The organism is Streptomyces sp. R-07 (genome assembly GCF_049913175.1).
Taxonomy (GTDB): domain Bacteria; phylum Actinomycetota; class Actinomycetes; order Streptomycetales; family Streptomycetaceae; genus Streptomyces.
The window spans coordinates 7,677,461-7,695,616 of sequence record NZ_CP183978.1 but is presented as its reverse complement, the minus strand read 5'-3'; the positions used below and the strand labels follow the sequence as shown (position 1 = coordinate 7,695,616).

Annotated in this window: 18 protein-coding genes and 5 pseudogenes; 10 read left to right on the top strand and 13 right to left on the bottom strand. The window is 71.9% G+C overall.

The genetic code is table 11. The features are described 5' to 3' along the window. Nucleotides 1-5 precede the first annotated feature (5 nt). Nucleotides 6-593 (bottom strand): GNAT family N-acetyltransferase, encoded by a 588-nt coding sequence (locus tag ACN9M0_RS35065; RefSeq protein WP_366041695.1) that lies wholly within the window; start codon nucleotides 591-593, stop codon nucleotides 6-8. Nucleotides 594-696: 103 nt separating this feature from the next. Here ACN9M0_RS35065 and ACN9M0_RS35060 point away from each other — a divergent pair, with 103 nt between their 5' ends. Then, a complete protein-coding gene (locus tag ACN9M0_RS35060) occupies nucleotides 697-831 on the top strand; it encodes a hypothetical protein (protein ID WP_426404879.1) in 135 nt (44 codons plus the stop codon). Nucleotides 832-929: 98 nt separating this feature from the next. Here the strand turns inward: ACN9M0_RS35060 and ACN9M0_RS35055 are convergent, their stop codons facing one another. The 7 genes and pseudogenes from ACN9M0_RS35055 to ACN9M0_RS35025 form a co-directional block, all read right to left on the bottom strand. Next, entirely contained in the window at nucleotides 930-1,289 is a 360-nt protein-coding gene (locus tag ACN9M0_RS35055; protein ID WP_366041693.1) for a hypothetical protein, read from the bottom strand. Nucleotides 1,290-1,361: 72 nt separating this feature from the next. Further along, nucleotides 1,362-1,553: pseudogene (locus tag ACN9M0_RS35050) on the bottom strand (IS5/IS1182 family transposase); the annotation flags it as partial. A 31-nt stretch (nucleotides 1,554-1,584) separates the two neighbouring features. After that, nucleotides 1,585-2,274, bottom strand: coding sequence for a DUF6445 family protein (locus ACN9M0_RS35045; RefSeq protein ID WP_426404878.1), 690 nt, complete (start codon nucleotides 2,272-2,274; stop codon nucleotides 1,585-1,587). Nucleotides 2,275-2,503: 229 nt separating this feature from the next. After that, nucleotides 2,504-2,740, bottom strand: coding sequence for a 30S ribosomal protein S18 (gene rpsR / locus ACN9M0_RS35040; protein ID WP_366041691.1), 237 nt, complete (start codon nucleotides 2,738-2,740; stop codon nucleotides 2,504-2,506). Between the two features lie 43 nt (nucleotides 2,741-2,783). Then, nucleotides 2,784-3,935, bottom strand: a complete 1,152-nt coding sequence (locus ACN9M0_RS35035; RefSeq protein ID WP_366041690.1) for a CobW family GTP-binding protein — start codon at nucleotides 3,933-3,935, stop codon at nucleotides 2,784-2,786. Beyond that, nucleotides 3,935-4,069, bottom strand: a complete 135-nt coding sequence (locus tag ACN9M0_RS35030) for a 50S ribosomal protein L31 (protein WP_426404877.1) — start codon at nucleotides 4,067-4,069, stop codon at nucleotides 3,935-3,937. The genes ACN9M0_RS35035 and ACN9M0_RS35030 overlap by 1 nt, the downstream gene beginning before the upstream one ends. A gap of 221 nt (nucleotides 4,070-4,290) precedes the next feature. Continuing rightward, entirely contained in the window at nucleotides 4,291-4,470 is a 180-nt protein-coding gene (locus tag ACN9M0_RS35025) for a BBE domain-containing protein (RefSeq protein ID WP_399702090.1), read from the bottom strand. Between the two features lie 710 nt (nucleotides 4,471-5,180). On the opposite strand from ACN9M0_RS35025, the pseudogene ACN9M0_RS35020 reads away from it, so the two are divergent. Continuing rightward, a pseudogene (locus ACN9M0_RS35020) lies at nucleotides 5,181-5,486 on the top strand (IS5/IS1182 family transposase); the annotation flags it as partial. Between the two features lie 15 nt (nucleotides 5,487-5,501). Here ACN9M0_RS35020 and ACN9M0_RS35015 read toward each other — a convergent pair. Further along, nucleotides 5,502-7,109: an amidase family protein gene (locus ACN9M0_RS35015; RefSeq protein WP_366041687.1), complete on the bottom strand. Its 1,608-nt coding sequence runs from the start codon at nucleotides 7,107-7,109 to the stop codon at nucleotides 5,502-5,504. A 434-nt stretch (nucleotides 7,110-7,543) separates the two neighbouring features. On the opposite strand from ACN9M0_RS35015, the gene ACN9M0_RS35010 reads away from it, so the two are divergent. Continuing rightward, nucleotides 7,544-7,795, top strand: coding sequence for an EF-hand domain-containing protein (locus ACN9M0_RS35010; RefSeq protein ID WP_366041686.1), 252 nt, complete (start codon nucleotides 7,544-7,546; stop codon nucleotides 7,793-7,795). A gap of 181 nt (nucleotides 7,796-7,976) precedes the next feature. After that, nucleotides 7,977-8,320 (top strand): annotated as a pseudogene (locus tag ACN9M0_RS35005) (response regulator transcription factor); the annotation flags it as partial. A gap of 15 nt (nucleotides 8,321-8,335) precedes the next feature. On the opposite strand, the gene ACN9M0_RS35000 reads toward ACN9M0_RS35005, so the two are convergent. Then, nucleotides 8,336-8,536, bottom strand: a complete 201-nt coding sequence (locus ACN9M0_RS35000; RefSeq protein ID WP_366041685.1) for a hypothetical protein — start codon at nucleotides 8,534-8,536, stop codon at nucleotides 8,336-8,338. 106 nt (nucleotides 8,537-8,642) lie between these two features. Here ACN9M0_RS35000 and ACN9M0_RS34995 point away from each other — a divergent pair, with 106 nt between their 5' ends. Together ACN9M0_RS34995 and ACN9M0_RS34990 are read left to right on the top strand one after the other, a co-directional pair. Further along, entirely contained in the window at nucleotides 8,643-10,787 is a 2,145-nt protein-coding gene (locus ACN9M0_RS34995) for a glycoside hydrolase family 3 C-terminal domain-containing protein (RefSeq protein WP_426404876.1), read from the top strand. A 308-nt stretch (nucleotides 10,788-11,095) separates the two neighbouring features. Further along, a complete protein-coding gene (locus tag ACN9M0_RS34990) occupies nucleotides 11,096-12,394 on the top strand; it encodes an extracellular solute-binding protein (protein WP_426404875.1) in 1,299 nt (432 codons plus the stop codon). Nucleotides 12,395-12,537: 143 nt separating this feature from the next. Here ACN9M0_RS34990 and ACN9M0_RS34985 read toward each other — a convergent pair. Then, nucleotides 12,538-12,633, bottom strand: a pseudogene (locus ACN9M0_RS34985) (transcriptional regulator); the annotation flags it as partial. Between ACN9M0_RS34985 and ACN9M0_RS34980 the strand changes: the two are divergent. Further along, a pseudogene (locus ACN9M0_RS34980) lies at nucleotides 12,628-13,288 on the top strand (SDR family NAD(P)-dependent oxidoreductase); the annotation flags it as partial. The pseudogenes ACN9M0_RS34985 and ACN9M0_RS34980 sit on opposite strands and share 6 nt — an antisense overlap. Before the next feature lie 33 nt (nucleotides 13,289-13,321). Here the strand turns inward: ACN9M0_RS34980 and ACN9M0_RS34975 are convergent. Further along, nucleotides 13,322-14,587, bottom strand: coding sequence for a PP2C family protein-serine/threonine phosphatase (locus ACN9M0_RS34975; RefSeq protein ID WP_366041683.1), 1,266 nt, complete (start codon nucleotides 14,585-14,587; stop codon nucleotides 13,322-13,324). A 297-nt stretch (nucleotides 14,588-14,884) separates the two neighbouring features. Here ACN9M0_RS34975 and ACN9M0_RS34970 point away from each other — a divergent pair, with 297 nt between their 5' ends. The 3 genes from ACN9M0_RS34970 (at nucleotide 14,885) to ACN9M0_RS34960 (ending at nucleotide 16,047) form a co-directional block, all read left to right on the top strand. Further along, a complete protein-coding gene (locus ACN9M0_RS34970; RefSeq protein ID WP_366041682.1) occupies nucleotides 14,885-15,340 on the top strand; it encodes an SsgA family sporulation/cell division regulator in 456 nt (151 codons plus the stop codon). A 68-nt stretch (nucleotides 15,341-15,408) separates the two neighbouring features. Beyond that, the gene (locus ACN9M0_RS34965) at nucleotides 15,409-15,669 is read left to right on the top strand and encodes a WhiB family transcriptional regulator (RefSeq protein ID WP_399697125.1); all 261 of its coding nucleotides are present in this window, start codon (nucleotides 15,409-15,411) and stop codon (nucleotides 15,667-15,669) included. 78 nt (nucleotides 15,670-15,747) lie between these two features. Then, nucleotides 15,748-16,047 carry a YkvA family protein gene (locus ACN9M0_RS34960; protein ID WP_366041681.1) on the top strand — a complete coding sequence of 100 codons (300 nt, stop codon included), beginning with the start codon at nucleotides 15,748-15,750 and terminating at the stop codon, nucleotides 16,045-16,047. Nucleotides 16,048-16,153: 106 nt separating this feature from the next. Here ACN9M0_RS34960 and ACN9M0_RS34955 read toward each other — a convergent pair whose 3' ends face one another. Further along, nucleotides 16,154-17,956 (bottom strand): ATP-binding SpoIIE family protein phosphatase, encoded by a 1,803-nt coding sequence (locus ACN9M0_RS34955; RefSeq protein WP_366041680.1) that lies wholly within the window; start codon nucleotides 17,954-17,956, stop codon nucleotides 16,154-16,156. Between the last annotated feature and the right edge of the window lie 200 nt (nucleotides 17,957-18,156).

Here is an 18,156-nt window from a genome sequence, read left to right as displayed (position 1 = left end):
CAGGGTCAGATGTCGCCCTGGACGAGAGCGTGCAGGTGCTCGTCGTGCCATCCGTCCGCGTGCAGCAGAGCGCTGCGCATCGTGCCTTCGAGGGAGAATCCGGCTTTCTCCGCCACACGGCAGGACGCCGGGTTGGCCACCGAGTGACACAGGCGCAGGCGATGGAGGCCGAGGTCGTTCAGAGCCCACTCGCTGACGCGTTTCGTCGCCTCGACCACCACGCCACCACCACGAGCTGAGGGGAGAAGCCAGTAGACGACTTCGGCGCTGCCGCCGCTGAGGTCGATGTCGCCCCACCCGATCAGTCCCACGGCCTCCCCACCCGGTCGCGCGATGGCCCAGATCGCGCTCGCCTCGGCCCGCCAACGCGCGTGCATGCGCTCAATCCTCTGCCGCGCGTCTTCCGGCGTCTCCACGAGCAGGCGGTTCCACTGGCGAACCCCGGGATCCTGGCTGGCCGCTACCAGGACGTCGGCGTCGGAGATACGCCAGGGACGCAGTTCTCGGCCGCTTGGAAGGCCGAGAACTGGCTGATCCCTCGTGGCCATCCGACCCGCAGGAACGACTGCTGGTATGCGTGAGCTGGAGATCATTTCGGCATCCTGTCACAGCTCCAGCCCCGCAAAGCCGGTCGTCCGACGCCGCCCGACCCGGCGAACCGATGCGGTCACGGCACCAGGTCCTGTCTCCCGGACCATGGAATGTGATCGCGGCAGTACTTTTCTCTCCACCGATCCGTACGACCTCAACGGCGTCGCCGCGCACAGCGTCGTGGAGTTCACCCCGGTGCTGGTCGCGGCCGGTTTGGAGGACCTCGAGTCCCAGGAGTGAACGAGCCAACTGATCGGAGAGACACTCCTTGGGTTCTGTCCGGCGGATCTTGGGCAGCGGCTCCCTCCGGCCCTGGAAGGCCGTTTTTGTTGCAAGAGTCAGCAGAGCCGGTCCGGGGAGGGAAGCCGGGTGATCTGTTCATCGCCCCAGGCGTAGACCTCCAGGTTGGACAGGTAGCCGCCGTAGGCGAAGACCAGCGCGCCACCGACGGCCTGTCCATCAGGACCGAGCACCGTGGCATCGGCGACGGGATTCTCGGTGACGGGCGCACCGGGCACCGACGACCTGTCCAGACCGAAGTCGATGCTGGCGCAGGAACATGTGCAGTGACCGGTCAACCGCAGGTGGGGGATCTGTGCACGCAGAGCGTGATGGACAGGCTTGTCGCCCATGAGAAGCGCCTCAAGGAGCGCGGCCGCTTCTGCGGGTATTCGATCACTGGTCGTGCTGGTCTCCATAGCCTGACCCGACCATCTGACCAGGCGGAAGGTCGAACCGGAAATCCGGCGTACGCCGGTGCCCGGGACCTGTCACGGACGCAGCCAGAGGCGGATCGCGGCGACGATGGTGCCATGGAAGACGTAGGCGCGCGTGTCGTACCTGGTGGCCACGGCCCGGGAGTGTTCGAGCGCGTTGATCGCCCGCTCGACTTCGTTCCTCCTTCTGTAGATCGACTTGTTGACGCCGGTCGGCCGACCGTACTTACTGCCCCTGCTCTGGCGGACGATGGTCACATGATCCGCCGGACAGAACCTATGCCATCCAGAAGAAAACAGCCGTCATCCGCTTGTCTTCCAGGGTGCTGCCCGTGTAGTTGGTCGCGGTGTGGATGAGGTTGGCCGAGTACAGCAGCAGGCGGTTGTAGCGGGGCGGGACGCTCAGGTCCTCGGTGAAGGAGTCGCCCGGCACGAAGCGGGTGCCGAGGGCGTCGACCAGGTTGTTGTGCGGGGCGAGCACCTGATTTCCGCCGAGCAGTCCGCCGGGCAGGCTCTGGCGGTAGAAGCTGGTGCCGCAGTCCTTGGGCAGGTTGGGGCTGAGGTACAGCACCGCCGCGTAGCGGCACAGGCTCCGGGAGTCGGTGTGCGGGCGCGGTTCGCACTCGTCCTTGCCGACGACCTGGACGCAGTTGTGGTTGAAGGTGCCGCCGCCGGTGGGATCCACGGTCCAGAGCCTCTGCGCCCCGGTGGCCTTGCGCACCAGCTTCTCCACGTGCGCCAGCTCCGACGGTTCGAGGCCGGGCATGGTCCGCAGCCCCGGCCACGGCTCGGGCTTGTGCGGGTAGCCCTCCACCCAGTCGTCACGGTCGAGGATGCGGGTCCGTACGGCGTCGGGGTCGGGCAGGACATCGTCCAGGATCCAGTAGTCCCGACCGCGCGTCGGCTTGCGATACGGCAGGACCCGGAGGGCGCCCTGACGTGGGGGGTGTGGGGGGAGAAACGGCATGACGGGAACGCTAAGCGCCGGGGCGAGTGCCACCGCCAAAGCGCCGCCAAGACTGCGGCAAGAGATCGTCATGACGGCAATCCGCAGGAAAAGCCGCCCGAGCGGTCGGGATTTCGTGTCCCCATGACACCCGGTCCGCTTCCACCGCCGCTTGCCGCCGGACCTCACCGCCCTCCGCCCTGTGTCGGCCGCCTCGGCAGGTGGCCGGCCAGGTCTCCGTCAGCTGCTGTCAGCGGCCCGCGTACGGCAGCAGGGCCATTTCGCGGGCGTTCTTGATGGCCGTGGCGAGGGCTCGCTGCTGCTGGACGGTCACGCGGGTGACGCGCCGGCTGCGGATCTTGCCCCGGTCGGAGATGAACTTCCGCAGCAGGTCGGTGTCCTTGTAGTCGATGTACGTGATCCTCGCCGCGTCGAGCGGGTTGGGGCGGGACTTCACGGGTGTGCGGGGGTCGGGGCGTCGGGCCATGTCGGCGTCTCCTTGGGTGGGCGTTCTTCGGTTACGGGGCTGGTCAGGCGGCGTCGAGGAGGTGGGCGAAGGCGGCCGGAAGTCGTTTCCAGGCCTCCCGGCCGGACGCGTACTCCGTGTCCGTGAGGAGGCAGGAGTCCAGGAGGCGTTCGAGGCCGTCCCGGTCGAGGCCGGGCGAGGTGAAGACGAGGTGCTGGCAGCAGTCGCCGTGATCCGGATGCCAGTCGAGTGCTGCCGCCGCCCGGCGCATCGGCGGGACCATCTCCCAGGCCGCGTCCGGCAGCGATGCCAGCCACGGGCCGGCGCTCTCCACGCACAGGGCCCCGCCGGCCGCGTCCCACGCGAGCAGCGTGTCGGGGCGGTCGGCCAGCCAGAACCGGCCGCGGCTACGGGCCGCCGCGCAACACAGGTCCTCGAGTGCCTCGTAGAGCCGTTCGGGATGGAAGGGCCGTCGGCGGCGCCAGACGAGCGTGGTCACGCCGGCGTCGTCGGCGTCCTGGGGCAGCAGCGCGCACGCGGGGTGCTGGGCGGCCGCGGCGGCCTCGACGTCGAAGCCGCCGAGCGCGGCCCGGGCGAGTTCGACGGAGGCGACCGGGACGCGACGTGCGGTGGGGTGGAGTTGCGCGAGGAGGGCGCGGTCCTCGTCGTCGGCCTCGTCGTTGTCGACGACGGCGAGCACGGGCGCGTACTCCAGCTGGCGGGCCCAGGTGTCGCCCACGGTCCGCTGGTCGGTGGGGGCCGCGGCGAGCCCGGCCTCGGCCAGGTCGTCGCCGTTGCCGAGGTACGGCAGGACGAGGGCGGGGTCGACGGCGGTGATCACGCCGGTCAGGGCCAGGTGGTCGCCGCCGTGGGCGGCGATGACCTCGGCCATGGCCCTCGGCTCGACCGAGTCCCACAGCTCGACCACGGCGAGGCGGGTCAGGCCGCCGTCCGCCAGGCGGGTCAGTTCCGGCACGAGGTCCTCGCGCAGCGCACAGCACGCGCAGTCGTTGACGAGGGGTGTCTCCCCGCAGGCGATGGTTCCGGAGGCGTCGCGGACGGTACGGAGCACGGTGCCGTCGGGGGCATCGGTGAGGTCGTGGTGCAGCGCCACGCTTCCGGGGACGGTCTCCAGGAGCCGCTGGACTACCTCTTTGCGGGCGTCGGCGTGGAGTCCGGCGACGAGGGCGACGGGCAGCTGGTGTTCGTGGTCCATCAGCGGGCTCCGTAGCGGCGCTCGAAGCGTTCGACGCTGCCGGAGGCGTCACGGTCGCGCTGCGCGCCTGTGGAGAAGGGGTGGCCGGCGGTGGGGTGGAGCCTGATGGCCGGGCGGATCTTGTCGTGTGGCATGAGGCGAGTATATGACAACGGTTTTCATTTCCAATACCGGCCGAGCAACTGCTTGAAGGACCACCAGGACTCCCGTTCGCGGAGGGCGGGCTGCTGTCGGCCTCCTACGCGTAGGACCGGACCGCGAGTCGAACCCCGCAAGCCCCCGGTCGTGTGCGGGAGAACCGCGTGCGACTGGGGGCTTTTCGGACGACGTCCTCCGTGCGGCAGGGCCGGCGGGCTCAGGCTCGGGGGCGACCGACGGCTTGTTGGTAGCGGAACAGACCGGCGGGGTCGTAGCGTCGCTTGACGGCGACCAGGCGGTCGTAGTTGCGGCCGTAGTAGGCGTGCTGCCAGTCGTGCAGGTCCGGGTCCGGGAAATTGACGTAGGCCGCGCGGGTGGAGAGGCGGCGGCTGAGCATGTGGTGGGCGGTGCGCGTCTGTTCCAGGGGGCGCGTACCTCGCCGGGCGGGGTGCCGGGCTTCCAGTGGGTGCCGATGTCGATCACGAAGGTCGCGCCGCGGTGCGGGTAGGCCGTCTCGTCCGGATGGGGCGCGGCGCTGTCGCCGCCCATGGCGAACAGGGTGATGTAGCCCGTGGCCCGGCCGGGTCCCGGCCGCCAGCCGCGGGTCCAGTCGGCGACGGCGGCCACCGTGTCGGGAGCGGGCCACCGGTCGGGGACGAGGGACTTGGAGGCGTAGGTCCCGCCGCGGGGTTCCATGAGGTAGTCCTGCGCGTGCCGGAATCCGCGTTCCTCGATGAAGGTCCGCGTCGGCCGCAGGTGCAGGAGCGGCGTGAACAGGCGTCGCAGGGCGCGCTCGTCGCCGAGGCGCTGCCCCGGGAGCCAGAGCGTGGTGGTGCCGTGGCCGGCGTGCTTGAAGCCGACCCGGACGTCGAAGTCGTCGGCACGGTCGGCGTCGACGATGTGCCGCAGTTCTTCCATCACCTGGACGCCCGCGTCCAGGGCGAAGGTCAGGTCGATGACGGTGGCGCGCAGGCGCGCGACGGACACGGCGTCGAAGACGAAGCCGGTGTTGATGCCGAAGTTGCCGCCGGCTCCGCCCCGGCAGGCCCAGACAAGGTCGGCGTTCAGGTCCAGGCCGCGGCCGACGCCGCAGGCGAGATCGACTGGCCCGACAGCGTCGCCGCCGACAAGGCCTACAGCAACCGACCCTGCTGTGAGTACCTGCGACGCCGGGGCATCAGGCACACCATTCGGGAGAAGACCGACAGCCAGGCCGCCCCGCTCCGTAAAGGCTGACACGGCGGCCGGCCACCCGGCTTCGATGATGAGCGGTACAGGAAACGCAACACCGTCGAACGGGCCATCAACCGACTCACGCAGCACCGAGCCGTGGCCACCCGCTACGACAAGCGCCGGTACGTCTACCTCGGCACCGCAACCGGCGCAGCCCTCACGACCTGGCTCCGCACGTGATCGCCCGGACATGTCCTATCGGGTGGTGCCGGACAGCGACGGTAGGTACCGCGGTGCGCGCCAGGCGACCAGCCGTTGTTCCACCGCGGCCCCCACCGCCAGAAGTTCGGCGTCCTGGTGGTCGCCGGCCATCAGGAGCAGGCCGACCGGCAACTCGCCGACGAATCCTGCGGGCACGGACAGTGAGGGGTACCCGGCGACGGCCGCCGGGGTGGAGGACGGGATCACGTCGTTGTCGCCCCGCGCGCAATCGGTCGTCCAGGCGGGCGGGTTCGCCGGGGAGGCGATGGCGTCCAGGTCGTGGGCGGCCATGGTCTCGTCGATGGACCGCCGGGACAGGTCCTTGAGCTCGGCGCGCATGGCCCGGTAGCGCGGGTCCGTGGTCGACGGCGCGGCCAGGGCCTGCTCGAACAGTTCCTGACCGGCGAAGCACGTCTGTTCGGCCGGGTGGGTGCGGTTGAAGTGGATCAGCTCGGCGAGGTCGCGAGGCCCCTTGCGCGTGGACAGGTAGGCGTCGATGTCCCGGTGGAACTCGCTCAGCAGGGCCGGGAACTCGAGTTCGGCAAGCCTGTCCTGGTACGGCGGTGTCACCTCGACGACCTGGGCGCCGGCGGCACGCAGCCGTGCTGCGGTACGGGTCATCAGGGCGTCCACGTCGGCACCGAGCGAGGGGAGCCGCCACAGGCCGATGCGCTTGCCGCGCAGGCCGCCGGGGCGCGAGACCGCCTCCGTGAGACCGAAGGCGCCGTCGGTGCCCTTGGCGTCCTGGCCGCTGAGCACCGCGAGGGTGATCGCGGTGTCGACGACGTTGCGCGCCATGGGGCCGGCCGTGTCCTGCTCGGCGGAGATGGGAACGACGCCGGACTGGCTGACCAGTCCGAGGCTGGGCTTGTGGCCGACGACCCCGTTCATCCCGGCCGGACACACGATGGAGCCGTCCGTCTCGGTACCGATCGCCACCTGTGCCAGCGACGCGGCGAGCGCGGCGGCCGAACCGGCGGACGAGCCGCACGGATTGCGATCCAGGACGTACGGGTTGTGCGTCTGCCCGCCCACCCCCGACCAGCCCGACGTCGGCTTCGCCGCACGGAAGTTGGCCCATTCCGACAGGTTGGCCTTGCCGAGGATCACCGCGCCTGCCGCACGCAGCCTCACGACCAGCTCCGCGTCCGTGTCCGGCGGACTTCCGGCCAGCGCCAGCGACCCGGCCGTCGTCGGCATGTCGCGGGTGTTCACATTGTCCTTGAGCAGGACGGGGATGCCGTCGAGCGGGCCGCGGACCTTCCCGAGGCGATGCCTGACGTCGCTGGCGGCCGCCTGGCTCAGGGCCGTGGGGCTGGTGCGCAGCACCGCGTTGATCTTCGGGTCGATGGCCTTGATCCGCCGGAGGTAGGCCAGGGTCAGGTCCGAGGAGGTCAGGGATCCGCGCTTCATGCGTGCCTGTAACTCGGGGATCGTCACCGTATCCAGGTCCACTCCGCGCAGGAGCGCCGAATCGACGGGGGACGAGGGACCGGCGGTGCCGGAGTCGGCGGCCACCGCTCGCTGCCCCGGCACGCCCGCCGCCAGCAGGGGTGCCACGGCCAGGGCCGCGGTCAGCGCCGCAACGCTTCGCTTCTTCATGGGGAACAGCCCACTGCAGGAGGCCCGACGGGCGCAAGAGCCTTCTGCGCCTGCCCCACGGCGGCACGCGGCACGGGGCGGGCGTGCGGCACATCCCCCACGTCCGGTGCCGGTTCGTCCGCTCGGTCGACCCGGCGGTCGTCCGGGCGGGCCGGGACGACGAGCCCGCCGGGCCGACCGGTGCGCACCGCCCTCGCCGACGGCGCCGGCACCGAGGCCCACGACACACGCCACCGCACCCGGCTCCTGCCCGCCGTGCTCGGCGACCACGTCGCGACGCTCAGAGCCGTCTCGTAGTCGCTCCGTCGCTCCGCCTCGCCGTGGCCGCTCGTCCGTCGCGGTCGGGGAGGCAACCCCGCAGGTGGCCCGTGCGTCCTCTCCGACACGACGTGCCGGCCGCACCCGCGCCCCGGCCCCATGCGACAGGACACGTGATGAGCGACAAGGCCCGCATCCTCTTCGATGCGCTCGACCTCGACCAGGACGGCACGCTGACCCGTACCGAGGTCATCCGGGCGCTGCGGGAGAAGGGGCCCACCTTGGTGGCGCAGGGCGTGATTCCCCCGTGGGGAGTCGGGGACGTCGACGACTCCGCGGCCCTCTTCGACACGGCCGACCAGAACGGCGACCGCGTCCTGAGCGTCGAGGAGTTCGCCGCGGTGGTCGACCGCCGCTTCGGCTGGTGACCTTCGCCTGACCCTCGGGTGACCCCTATGTGTCCCCCGTGCCCGGGCGTCAAGGCCGACGGGCCTCCGCGCGGCCGCGCGTGGGCCCCTGGGGCGGAACCGACTGCCCGTCATATCTGAGAGCTACAAGCAGGGTTGGCTCCCGGGGCGGGCCGCCGACCCCACAGCGCGCTGGCTACCTTCGGCACCGGAACTCGCCCAGGCGGTACGGGTGGTGGCGCGCGGCGACGCGCTGCTCGCCCCCAAGGTGGCCAAGCGGCTCTTCGCCGAGTTCTCCCGGCTCAGCCCCTCCCCCCGTGTCCCGCTGATGGACCGGGTCGGCGCCCTGACCGAGCGCGAGACCGAGGTGCTCACCCTCATCGCGCAGCGGCTGTCCAACGCCGACATAGCGGCCCGTCTCGTGGTGGCCGAGCAGACCGTGAAGACACATGTGGGCCGCATCCTCAGCATGCTCTCGCTGCGACACGCACCCGGGCCGCCGTGCACGCCTACGAGACGGGTCTGGTCCGACCCGGCGGGTTCTGAAGGCCGGAGGCCCGCTCAGGGCGCCGTCGCCTCCGCCTCGGAGAGTTCGGCGGCGATGGCGTGCAGGCGTGCGGTCGGCAGCAGGCCGACGGCGAAGGCGGCGATCTGGAGGAGGGAGAGGTCGGCGGCGCCGTACGGGCGAAGGGCCCGTCGAGGAGGCCCGCGAAGTGCTCGCGCAGGACGGCCGCCGCCCCGGGGTGTGCGAGCAGCTCGCACAGGGGGACGTGCACGCTGAGCGGCCCGGTGGGGAAGTCCCCGGGGCACGGCGGGGACTGCCGGCTCGGCCTGTGCCTGCTGTGCCCGTACGAGCAGGTGCTGGTCGGTGACCGGCCCGGTCGCCGGAAGGCCGAGGCGTTCGTACTGGTCGAGGGGGGGCGTCGGCGGCGCGCAGTCGCTCGGCCAGCAGGCCCGCCATGCGCAGTTCGAGCGCGTCGTCGACGAGCGGGGACTCCTGTCCCGGGTCGGTCTCGAGGTCGAAGAGCGGCGGGCGTGCCGGGGGCGTCAGGTCCCTGCCGGGGGCTCCGCGCGCGCCCTGCGCGAGCTGTACCTCGCGCCGTTCGAGGCGATCGTCCGGGACGCCCGTCCGTGGGCGCTGATGTCGGCGTACAACGGGGTCAACGGCACGACCATGTCCGAGCACCGCGCCCTTCAGATCGGGGTGCTGCGCGAGGACTGGGGCTTCGACGGGGTGATGGTGTCCGACTGGCTGGCGGCCCGCGACACGGTCGGGGCGATCGAAGGCGGTCTGGACGTGGCGATGCCGGGGCCGCTGACCGTGTTCGGTCCGGCGCTGGCCGCAGCCGTACGGGACGGGCGGGTGGCGGAGTCGACGGTGGACACGGCCGTACGGCACGTCCTGCTGCTGGCCGCGCGTCTCGGGCTCCTCGAGGGCGCGGCCCCGGTCGTGCCCCACGACCGGTGTCCCGCTCCCGTGGACGGTCCGGCGGTCGCCCGTGAGATCGCCGCCCGTTCCTTCGTCCTGCTGCGCAATCCGTCGGGGACGCTCCCGCTGGACGCGTCGGCCGTCCCGAGCATCGCGCTCATCGGCCGTGCGGCCCGCGACGCCCGCTTCCTGGGCGGTGGTTCGGCGACCGTCTGCCCCGCCCGGGTCGTCTCGCCGCTCGACGGCCTGACCGGGGCACTGCCCGAGGGCGTCGCCCTGACGTACGCGATGGGCGCCGATCCCAATGACCAGCTGGAGGTCGCCACCGGGGGATTCGAGCTGCGGGCGCTCCTGCGCGACGCGCACGGAACCATCCTCGCCGAACAGCCCCTCACCCTGGGCCGCGTCCGCTGGATGGACGCGGCCCTGCCGGACGGCGTCGACCACGACACCCTGGCGACGGTCGAGATCACGGGCACGTTCACCCCGCGCGACAGCGGGAGCCACCACTTCGGCACCGGCGGCACCGGCGATTTCCGGCTCACCGTGGACGGTGGCGTGCTGCACGACGAGGCGGATCCGGAGGGCGGCGACCCGATGGAGGTGCTGACGGGCCGGGTGATCCCGCGCGGGACGGCCGAGCTGGAGGCGGGGCGCACCGTCGAGGTCAGCCTTCTCCACCGGAGCCCCAAGGTCGCGTACGGGCCGATCCGTGGCGTCACGTTCGGTCTCACCCACCGCGATCCCGAGCGTGACGGGGACGCGCTGATCGAGGAGGCCGTCGCCGCCGCCCGCGGCGCCGACACGGCGGTCGTCGTGGTCGCCACCACGGAACGCGTCGAGTCCGAGGGCTTCGACCGGACGGACCTGCGGCTGCCCGGCCGCCAGGACGAGCTGGTGGCCCGCGTCGCCGCCGCCAACCCCCGTACCGTCGTCGTGGTGAACGCCGGGGCCCCGGTCGAGATGCCCTGGCGCGAGGACGTGGCCGCGGTCCTGCTGACCTGGTTCCCGGGACAGGAGGGCGGCGCGGCCCTCGCCGACGTCCTGCTCGGCCGTGAGGAGCCGGGCGGTCGCCTCCCCACCACCTGGCCGGCCCGCCTGGAGGACGCGCCCGTCACGCGCGTCACCCCCGAGGACGGGGTCCTGCCGTACGACGAGGGCATTCTCGTCGGCTACCGCGCCTGGCAGGAGCAGGACACGGCACCCGCCTACCCCTTCGGCCACGGACTCGGCTACACGCGCTGGACGTACGAGCACATGGAGCTCGACGAGGACCGCACCGTCCGGGTCCGCGTCCGGAACTCCGGGGACCGTCCCGGCCGCGAGGTCGTGCAGGTCTACGTGGCGCCGACCGCGACCGACCAGGCCGTGGAGCGGCCCCGGATGTGGCTCGCGGGCTTCGCGAACGTCGCCGCGGAGCCCGGTGAGACGGTCACCGCGGAGATCGGCCTGCCGGAACGCGCCTTCCAGGTCTGGGACGAGTCGCGGAGCGCCTGGAGCACCCTGCCGGGCGGCTACACCGTCCGCGCCGGCTCCGGCCTCGCCGCCCTTCCGCTCACCGCGACCATGGACGTCACGAGCTGACCCTCTCCCCCCGAGAACCGCCCGGGACCGGGCCCTGACACCCGGTCCCGGGCTCCCGGCCGTGCGCTCGCCGACCCGTCCACAGCGGGTGCGGTCAAGCCTTCGGCCGCACGCGGACTCCTTCCGTCAATGCTCCTCAAGGGAATTGTCCTGGACATCGTGGAAGGTTCTACGCGCGTCGGAATCAGCGTCGGCATATCGGAAAACACCAGTTGCAACCGACGCGGTTGGAGCAATAACCACAACCACGGGTCAGGGGGCGCAATACCCCCACCCCCGGGAGAGAATTCCGGACGCACTGTCCACATATGCAAGAGGAAAGATCCGTGCGACCAAGAATTTTCGCCACGACAGCCTCCGTGGCCGCACTCGGCCTCCTGGGCTCCCTCGTCACCGCCTGCGGCTCGTCCCCGGGCGGCGGGGGGACGACGCTGCGTCTGGTGGCCGCCGAGTACGGCGACGGCCCGGCGAACAGCTCCAAGGCGTACTGGGACAGACTGACCGCGGCCTTCACCGCCGCCCACCCCGGCACGAAGGTCGAGGTGACGCTCTACCCGTGGGCCGATGTCGACCGTGAGGTCACCCGCATGGTCAAGGAGGACGACGCCCCGGATGTGGCCCTGATGGGCGCGTACTCCGACTTCGCCGCGCAGGGCCGCCTGTACGCCGCCGGCGAGCTGCTGTCGATCAGAGCGGAGGCGAACTTCCTGCCTTCGCTCAAGAAAGCGGGTTCGGTCGACAACACCCTCTACGGACTGCCTTTCGTGGCCAGCAGCCGGCTGCTCTTCTACAACGAGGAGCTGTTCGACAAAGCGGGAGCGAAGCCGCCGAAGACCTGGTCGGAGCTGAAGGACGCGGCCGAGGCGCTGAAGAAGGAGGGCGTGCTCTACCCGTACGCCCTGCCGCTCGGCCCCGAGGAGGCGCACGCCGAAGCCATGATCTGGGAACTGAGCAACGGCGGCGGGTACACCGACCCGAGCGGCGCGTACAGCATCGCCTCCGAGCAGAACACGGAGACGTTCCGCTGGATCAAGAACAACCTGGTCACGCCCGGCCTGACCGGCCCGGTCCTGCCCGCCGAGCTCAACCGGCAGGACGCCTTCGCCGCCTTCCTCCGCGGTGACGTCGGCATGGTCAACGGCTACCCCTCGCTCCTCCACGAAGCGCGGGCGAAGGGCATGAAGGTCGGCACCCTGAGCATGCCGGTGTCGGACGGTCTGAGCGACGACGAGACCCCGCCGTCGGCAGGCGTCGCCGACTGGATGATGGCCTTCAAGCACGACGACAACCGCCAATTGGTGGGACAGTTCCTGGACTTCGTCTACGAGGACAAGAACCTCACCGAATTCGCCGGGCGTTACCACCTGCTGCCCTCGACGGTGTCCGCGACCGAGGCCTCCCAGGACGCGGCCGCGGACCCCAGCGCCGAACAGTTCCTGACGGCACTGCGGGTGAGCCAGCTCTACCCGGTCAACGAGCCGTCCTGGCTGCAGGTCAGCGACATCATCAAGCGGAACATCGGCAAGGCCGTCGCGCCGTCCGCCGACCCGAAGGCCGTGCTGGAGGACATCTCCGAGCAGGCCGAGGAGATCGCGAGACAGAGCTAGAGGCTCCTGGATTCCGTGGGGACGACCTCCTCCGCTCCCCCGTCACCCGCGAACCGCCCACAAGGCGTGCGGGGCGACGGCCGCACTTCCCCTCCCCCTCTCCCCCTCCCCCTCCCGCACGGTCGCGCACGACGAGCGGGCCTTCAGCCGATCGGGAGCTCCTGGGTGCCGAGCACCGTCAGCAGCGCGAGGCGTTCCGCGTCCTCGGTGCCGGGTTCGGCCGTGTAGACCATGGCCGCCTCGTCGCCGCGGGCCACATCGTCCATGTCGGCAGCCGGGATGCCGCTCGCGGCCTGCGCGCGGCCCGACGTCTGGGCCCGTGGGCGCGGGCCGTGCAGCTCGACGTCACCGACGACGCGTCCGTCGCGGCCGCGGTGAGGACGATCGAGGCCGCCGGCGGACTGGACGTGCTGGTCAACAACGCCGGCATCGAGGCGCGGGGCGCGGACAACGAGGTGGCCGGAGCCGCCGAGGTCACCGCCGACCTGATGCGGGAGGTCTTCGAGACCAACGTCTTCGGCACGGTACGCATCACGCACGCGTTCCTGCCGCTGCTGCGCCGGTCCGCCGCCCCTGTCGTGGTCAACCTCAGCAGCGGCCTCGCCTCGATCACCCGCGCGGCCGAGCCGGGCCACCCGGCCGCCGCCTACCCCGGCGTCGAGTACCCGGCGTCGAAGACCGCGGTCAACATGAACACCGTGCGGTACGCGAAGGCGTTCCCCGACATGCGGATCAACGCGGTGGAGCCCGGCTTCACCAGGACCGACCTGAACGGGAACACGGGCGTCCAGACCGTCGAGGAAGGTACCGAGATCATCGTCCGCATGGCGCAGGTGGCGGGGCTGGACGGTCCCACCCGGGGGGTGATTCGACGCGGAAGGGCCCCTCCCCTGGCAGCCGTCCGGCAGGCGTCCGGAGGTCCGGGGATCAGGCCCCTGGCTCTTCTCCCGGCTCCGGGTCGAGCCGGTGCGTGTCCGCGTGCGGCGCGGACATCGGGGCCCGCCCTCGTGCCTCCGTACCGCGGCCGGCCGGATGCCATTCGGTGAGCAGGATGGTCGCGTCGTCGCGCAGCTTGTGGTCCTGGTGCTGCCGCAGGCCCTGGACCAGGCGCCGGAGCGCTTCGGGGGCGGGGTCGCCCGCCGCGGTGGCGCGGATGACGGTGTCGGCCAGCCGCTCCTCGCCGTACAGGTCCCCGTCGGGCGAGCGGGCCTCGGTGACGCCGTCGCTGTAGAGGAGGATCCGGTCACCGGGCTGGAGGCGTTCGGAGTGCTCGGTCGGCGGTGACGCGGCGACGAACCCCCAGCCGAGCGGCAGGTCGGGCTCCCGGGCCAGCGCCTGCGGCAGCACCCTTCCCCGGCGGATGAGCAGGGGCGGCGGGTGTCCGCAGTTGATCCAGGTCAGTCGTCCGTCGGTGGTGTCCAGATGGGCGACGACGGCGGTCATGAGCCGGTCGGTGAACCACTGGTCCAGGATCCGGTCGATCGAGGTGACGATGTCGGACAGCGAACCGCCCGAGCGGCGGGTCGCCCGGCAGGCGGCGAGCCCGGCGGCGCTGGCTCCGCCCGAGGCGAGGTCGTGGCCCATGGAGTCGATGACGGTCAGGTGCAGGCCGTGTTCGTCCAGGGTGTGGTCGAAGGTGTCGCCGCCGATGTCGTACGCGGGCTCCAGCACCGCCGAGGAGGTCACGTCCGCCGTGCCGATGGTCCGCGGCGGCAGGAAGGCCCACAGCAGCTCGGCCTGCACCGTCATGGTGCGCACGCGCTCCGCCTCGACCAGCAGGTCGCTGTGGGACGACTTCGACACCACGAGCAGAGCCGCCACTCCGGCGAGCGTCTCGCTGCGTCTGAGCAGCGCGTCGTCCAGCGAGGGCGCGGTCACCATCAGGACGCCGATGCGCTCGATGCCGTCGATCATCGGCAGCCAGGCGGTGCTGCCGTCCCGGGAGCGCTGCACCCGCTCCGTACGGTAGGCCAGGCCCGCCAGCGACGTGTCGACGTCGAACGTCCCCTGCGTCGGGGCGCCGGGCTGGGGCAGGGCCACAAGCCTGATCTGCTGCAGGTCCGCGACGTACATGGCGGTCGCCCGGAGCCCCATGCTCCGGCCGGCGTCGTGCACGAGACCCGCGAGTTCGCGCCCGGACAGCAGGTGGGAGCGGGCCAGCAGATCGGCCAGGACATCCTCGTACGTCGGCACACGACCTCCGCGGCTCTCCTCGGGCGTCTTGCGGCGCGGCGGCAGCGGCTCTCAGGCTACGCAGCCCCTCGGGTGATCGCCTCCCCACGGCCCTCACCCTTACCGGACCGAGGCCGAGGAAGGGTCCGAACGCGTCGAGCCCGGACCCTGCCCGCGCGGGGACTCAGATCCAGGCGATCTGCCCGGCGTCGACGTCCGAAGGTCCGTTCGGATGCGTGAAATCCGTGTCCGGGGTTACGAGCGGAGGTACGGCGCCACTCAGACAGCGGCGCGACTCCCCCGACGGAACGGGTGACGATGTCCGAATCGAGCCGGCACAAGACCCCTCAGCCGCCCCCGACACCCCCGGTGCGGTCCTGGCACACCACCGTCCGTCAGGTCCGGGGAGCGCTCGGCCTGCCCGTCGCGGCCACGTTCCATTACGACCGCGACGATCCCTGGGCGGTGCGCGTCACCTTCCGGCTTCCGCCGGGCAGGGTCGTCGACTGGACGTTCTCCCGGGACCTGCTGCGCTCGGGCACCCGCGTCCTGAGCGGCGAGGGCGACGTACGGCTGTGGCCCTTGCGTCGCGGTGGCAGGGAAGGGCGCGTCCGCACGCGGCTGGGCACGGCCGGGGAGTTCGCCGTGGTCGACGTCGACCGCGCGGGCCTGCGGCGCTGGCTGGGCGAGACGTACGTCGCCGTCCCCGAGGGCGGGGAGGCCGCGCGGATCGACTGGGCGGCCGAGACCGCCCAGCTCTTCGCGCGGCCGTAGGCGCGGAACGCCGCGCGAGGTACCGACGAAGGCGACAGACAGACGAACGCAGGTGACAGGAGGAACCGATGCTGGACAGCTGGCGTGCACGGGCGGCCTGCCAGGACGTCGATCCCGACCTCTTCTTCCCGGTGGGGACCGGCGCACCGGCGCTGGTCCAGGCCGAGGAGGCCAAGGAGGTCTGCCGGCGCTGCCCCGTCCGCGAGGAATGCCTGCGCTGGGCGATGGACGACTCCCGGCAGGTGACGGGCGTGTGGGGCGGTCTACGGGACGACGAACGGCAGTCGCTGAGGCGAAGGTCGCGGCGCCGGGCGGACACGGCGAAGTGAGACGTGGGTCTGACGTCGTAGCCTCGTAGTGCCGCGGACGATCGGCGCGGCCGGTGCGTGACGGGGTAGGAGAGCGGCATGGACGGCACCCTCTGGCTCATCCTGGCCGTGGTTCTCGTGCTCGTGGCGGCGGGATACGCGGCCGTACTGCTCGTCCGTGTCTTCCGGGCGCGCAAGCTGCTGCTCGACGCCGGTGTCCCCTTGCAGTCCAAGGCCCTGTTCTGGGCGGCGGTGATCTACACGGTCTCGCCGATCGACCTGATCCCGGACCCGGTCTACCTGGACGACATCGGCGTACTCCTGGTCGCCCTGCGAGCGCTGCACGCGGCGGCGGCCAGGGGCGGGGCGGATGCGGAGAAGGGCCGGCCTGTCCTCTGATGCCGCCGTGTGGTGGATTCCTGGTTCCCGGTAGGGACGTGCCCCAGATACTCCTGCCCGCCCGGCCGGCCGGGCAGGACAGCGGCGGCCCGGTGAGTCACACGCCTCAGGAGGGCAGGTTCTGTTCCGCCCAGACCACCTTGCCTGTCACGGTGCGGCACGAGCCCCAGCGGCGGCACAGCATGTTGATGAGCTGGAGGCCCCGGCCTCCCTCGTCGCTGAGGTCCGCGTGCTGGATCTGGGGCAGGTCGGGGCCGGTGTCCGAGACCTCCACGACGAGGCGCTCGCCGCGCAGCAGCCGCAGCCTGCCGGGGCCGTTGCCGTAGCGCAGCGCATTGCCCACCAGCTCCGAGACGACGAGTTCGAAGACGTCGGCGAGCTCGGTCAGATCCCACGCGGCGAGCTGGTCCGTGACCAGGTCCCGCGCGACGGACGCCGCGCGCCCTTCCTGCGGCAACGGCCATTCGCACAGATCGGCCGAGTCGTCCGGGGCGGCCGGGACGTTCGTCGCGACGAGGAGCACCGCCTCGTCGAACCGGGCGGCGCCGGCCGGGGCGCACTCGATCAGGCCGCCGCCTTCGAGAGCCTCGGGTGCGAGGCCGCGCGCCGCCGCGCGCAGACCGTCCAGCTGATGGTCCAGGTCCACCTGCCGGGACTTCACGAGACCATCCGTGTACATGACCAGATTGCCGCCCGCCGGGACTTTCAGCCGGATGGGGTCGTACGGGATCACTCCCGCGCCGAGCGGGGCGCCGATGGGTACGTCCACGAACTCGGCGGAGCCCTGCCCGTCGAGCAGCAGCGGGGGCAGGTGCCCCGCGCTGGCCAGGGTGTAGGTGGAGTCGGCCGGGTCGTACACGGCGCAGAGGAAGGTGGCGACCTGCTCGTCCTCCAGGTCGCGGGTGGCGAGGTCGAGCCGGGCCAGGACGCGCTCCGGAGCCATGTCCAGGGTCATGAGGGTGCGGGCCACCGTCCGCAGGCGCCCCATGGTGGCGGCCGCGGGCAGCCCGTGGCCCATGACGTCGCCCACCATGAGGGCCGTACGTCCGCCGGGGAGGGCCATGACGTCGTACCAGTCGCCGCCGACCCCGTGGTGGGCCGTCGCGGGCGCGTACTCGGCCTGTACGCGCAGCCCCGGCGTCACCGGGGTCGCGCGGGGCAGCAGGGTGCGCTGCAACGACACGACGTGCTCGCGTTCACGTCCGTACAGGCGGGCGTTGTCGATGTAGACGGCGGCCTGGGAGGCCAGCTGTTCCGCCAGTGCGAGGTCGGTCGAGGAGAACGGCGGCGTGCCGGGGCCCCGGACGAAGTCCGCGCTGCCGAGCAGCAGCCCGCGGGCGATCAGCGGCACGGCGAGATAGCTGTGCACTCCGGCCGCCCGCATCTTCGCCGCGGCGCTCTCCGTCGGCGCGACGTTGGCGAAGTCGTCGTTCCTCATCCGGCTCACGAGGACCGGTCTGCCCTGTCGCAGACAGTAACGGTGGAGCAGCGTCTCGTGAGCCTCCTCTGCGCGGGTGAAGGTCTCGCCCACCGGGGTCGGCTCCAGGGAGGACAGCTCCTCGACCGCGCACAGCGCGGTGGCCCGCATGAGCGGGAGGCCCGTGCCCGTCCACCGGGAGCCCTCGTCGCCCCGCAGGACGCTCTCCAGGATGTCGACGGCGGCTCCGTCGGCGAAGTCGGGCACGGTGAACTCGGCCAGCTCCTGGGCGGTTCGTTCCAGGTCGAGGGTGGTACCGATCCTGGAGCCGGCGGAATTCAGCCAGGCCAGTCCGTCGCGCGTGACCCGGTCGAGCGCCTTGCCGCCGGTGCGGCCGAGCCGCCCGCGCGCACCTGCCGAGCGGTGCGCGGCGGCGCTCCTCTGGGCGGAGGCTCGGCCCGCCAGGCGCCGCCTCCCCTTGCCGTCGTTCACTCGTTCGGCCTCCCAACAGGAACTCGACCGCTGTCGGTGCCCAGCATGCACCTCTTCCCGGCCGTTTGGCTCGCTCTACCCGTGCTTCCGGCCGGTCGGAAGGTCGGCCGGTGCGACGTCAAGGGGAATGACCGGCTCGTCGCCCCGCTCGCCGGCCGGCTTTTCGATCAGGGTCGGGCCTGCGGGCGGGCAGCACGGGC

What these genes read in the sequence shown, in the direction of transcription:
- ACN9M0_RS34990 (WP_426404875.1), top strand. Translation starts at nt 11,096, where the DNA reads ATGCAAGAGGAAAGATCCGTGCGACCAAGAATTTTCGCCACGACAGCC.
- ACN9M0_RS35045 (WP_426404878.1), bottom strand. Translation starts at nt 2,274, where the DNA reads ATGCCGTTTCTCCCCCCACACCCCCCACGTCAGGGCGCCCTCCGGGTC.
- ACN9M0_RS34970 (WP_366041682.1), top strand. Translation starts at nt 14,885, where the DNA reads ATGTCCGAATCGAGCCGGCACAAGACCCCTCAGCCGCCCCCGACACCC.
- ACN9M0_RS35065 (WP_366041695.1), bottom strand. Translation starts at nt 593, where the DNA reads ATGATCTCCAGCTCACGCATACCAGCAGTCGTTCCTGCGGGTCGGATG.
- ACN9M0_RS35025 (WP_399702090.1), bottom strand. Translation starts at nt 4,470, where the DNA reads ATGCTCAGCCGCCGCCTCTCCACCCGCGCGGCCTACGTCAATTTCCCG.
- ACN9M0_RS35030 (WP_426404877.1), bottom strand. Translation starts at nt 4,069, where the DNA reads ATGCCACACGACAAGATCCGCCCGGCCATCAGGCTCCACCCCACCGCC.
- ACN9M0_RS35015 (WP_366041687.1), bottom strand. Translation starts at nt 7,109, where the DNA reads ATGAAGAAGCGAAGCGTTGCGGCGCTGACCGCGGCCCTGGCCGTGGCA.
- ACN9M0_RS35060 (WP_426404879.1), top strand. Translation starts at nt 697, where the DNA reads ATGGAATGTGATCGCGGCAGTACTTTTCTCTCCACCGATCCGTACGAC.
- ACN9M0_RS34960 (WP_366041681.1), top strand. Translation starts at nt 15,748, where the DNA reads ATGGACGGCACCCTCTGGCTCATCCTGGCCGTGGTTCTCGTGCTCGTG.
- rpsR (WP_366041691.1), bottom strand. Translation starts at nt 2,740, where the DNA reads ATGGCCCGACGCCCCGACCCCCGCACACCCGTGAAGTCCCGCCCCAAC.
- ACN9M0_RS34965 (WP_399697125.1), top strand. Translation starts at nt 15,409, where the DNA reads ATGCTGGACAGCTGGCGTGCACGGGCGGCCTGCCAGGACGTCGATCCC.
- ACN9M0_RS35010 (WP_366041686.1), top strand. Translation starts at nt 7,544, where the DNA reads ATGAGCGACAAGGCCCGCATCCTCTTCGATGCGCTCGACCTCGACCAG.
- ACN9M0_RS35055 (WP_366041693.1), bottom strand. Translation starts at nt 1,289, where the DNA reads ATGGAGACCAGCACGACCAGTGATCGAATACCCGCAGAAGCGGCCGCG.
- ACN9M0_RS35035 (WP_366041690.1), bottom strand. Translation starts at nt 3,935, where the DNA reads ATGGACCACGAACACCAGCTGCCCGTCGCCCTCGTCGCCGGACTCCAC.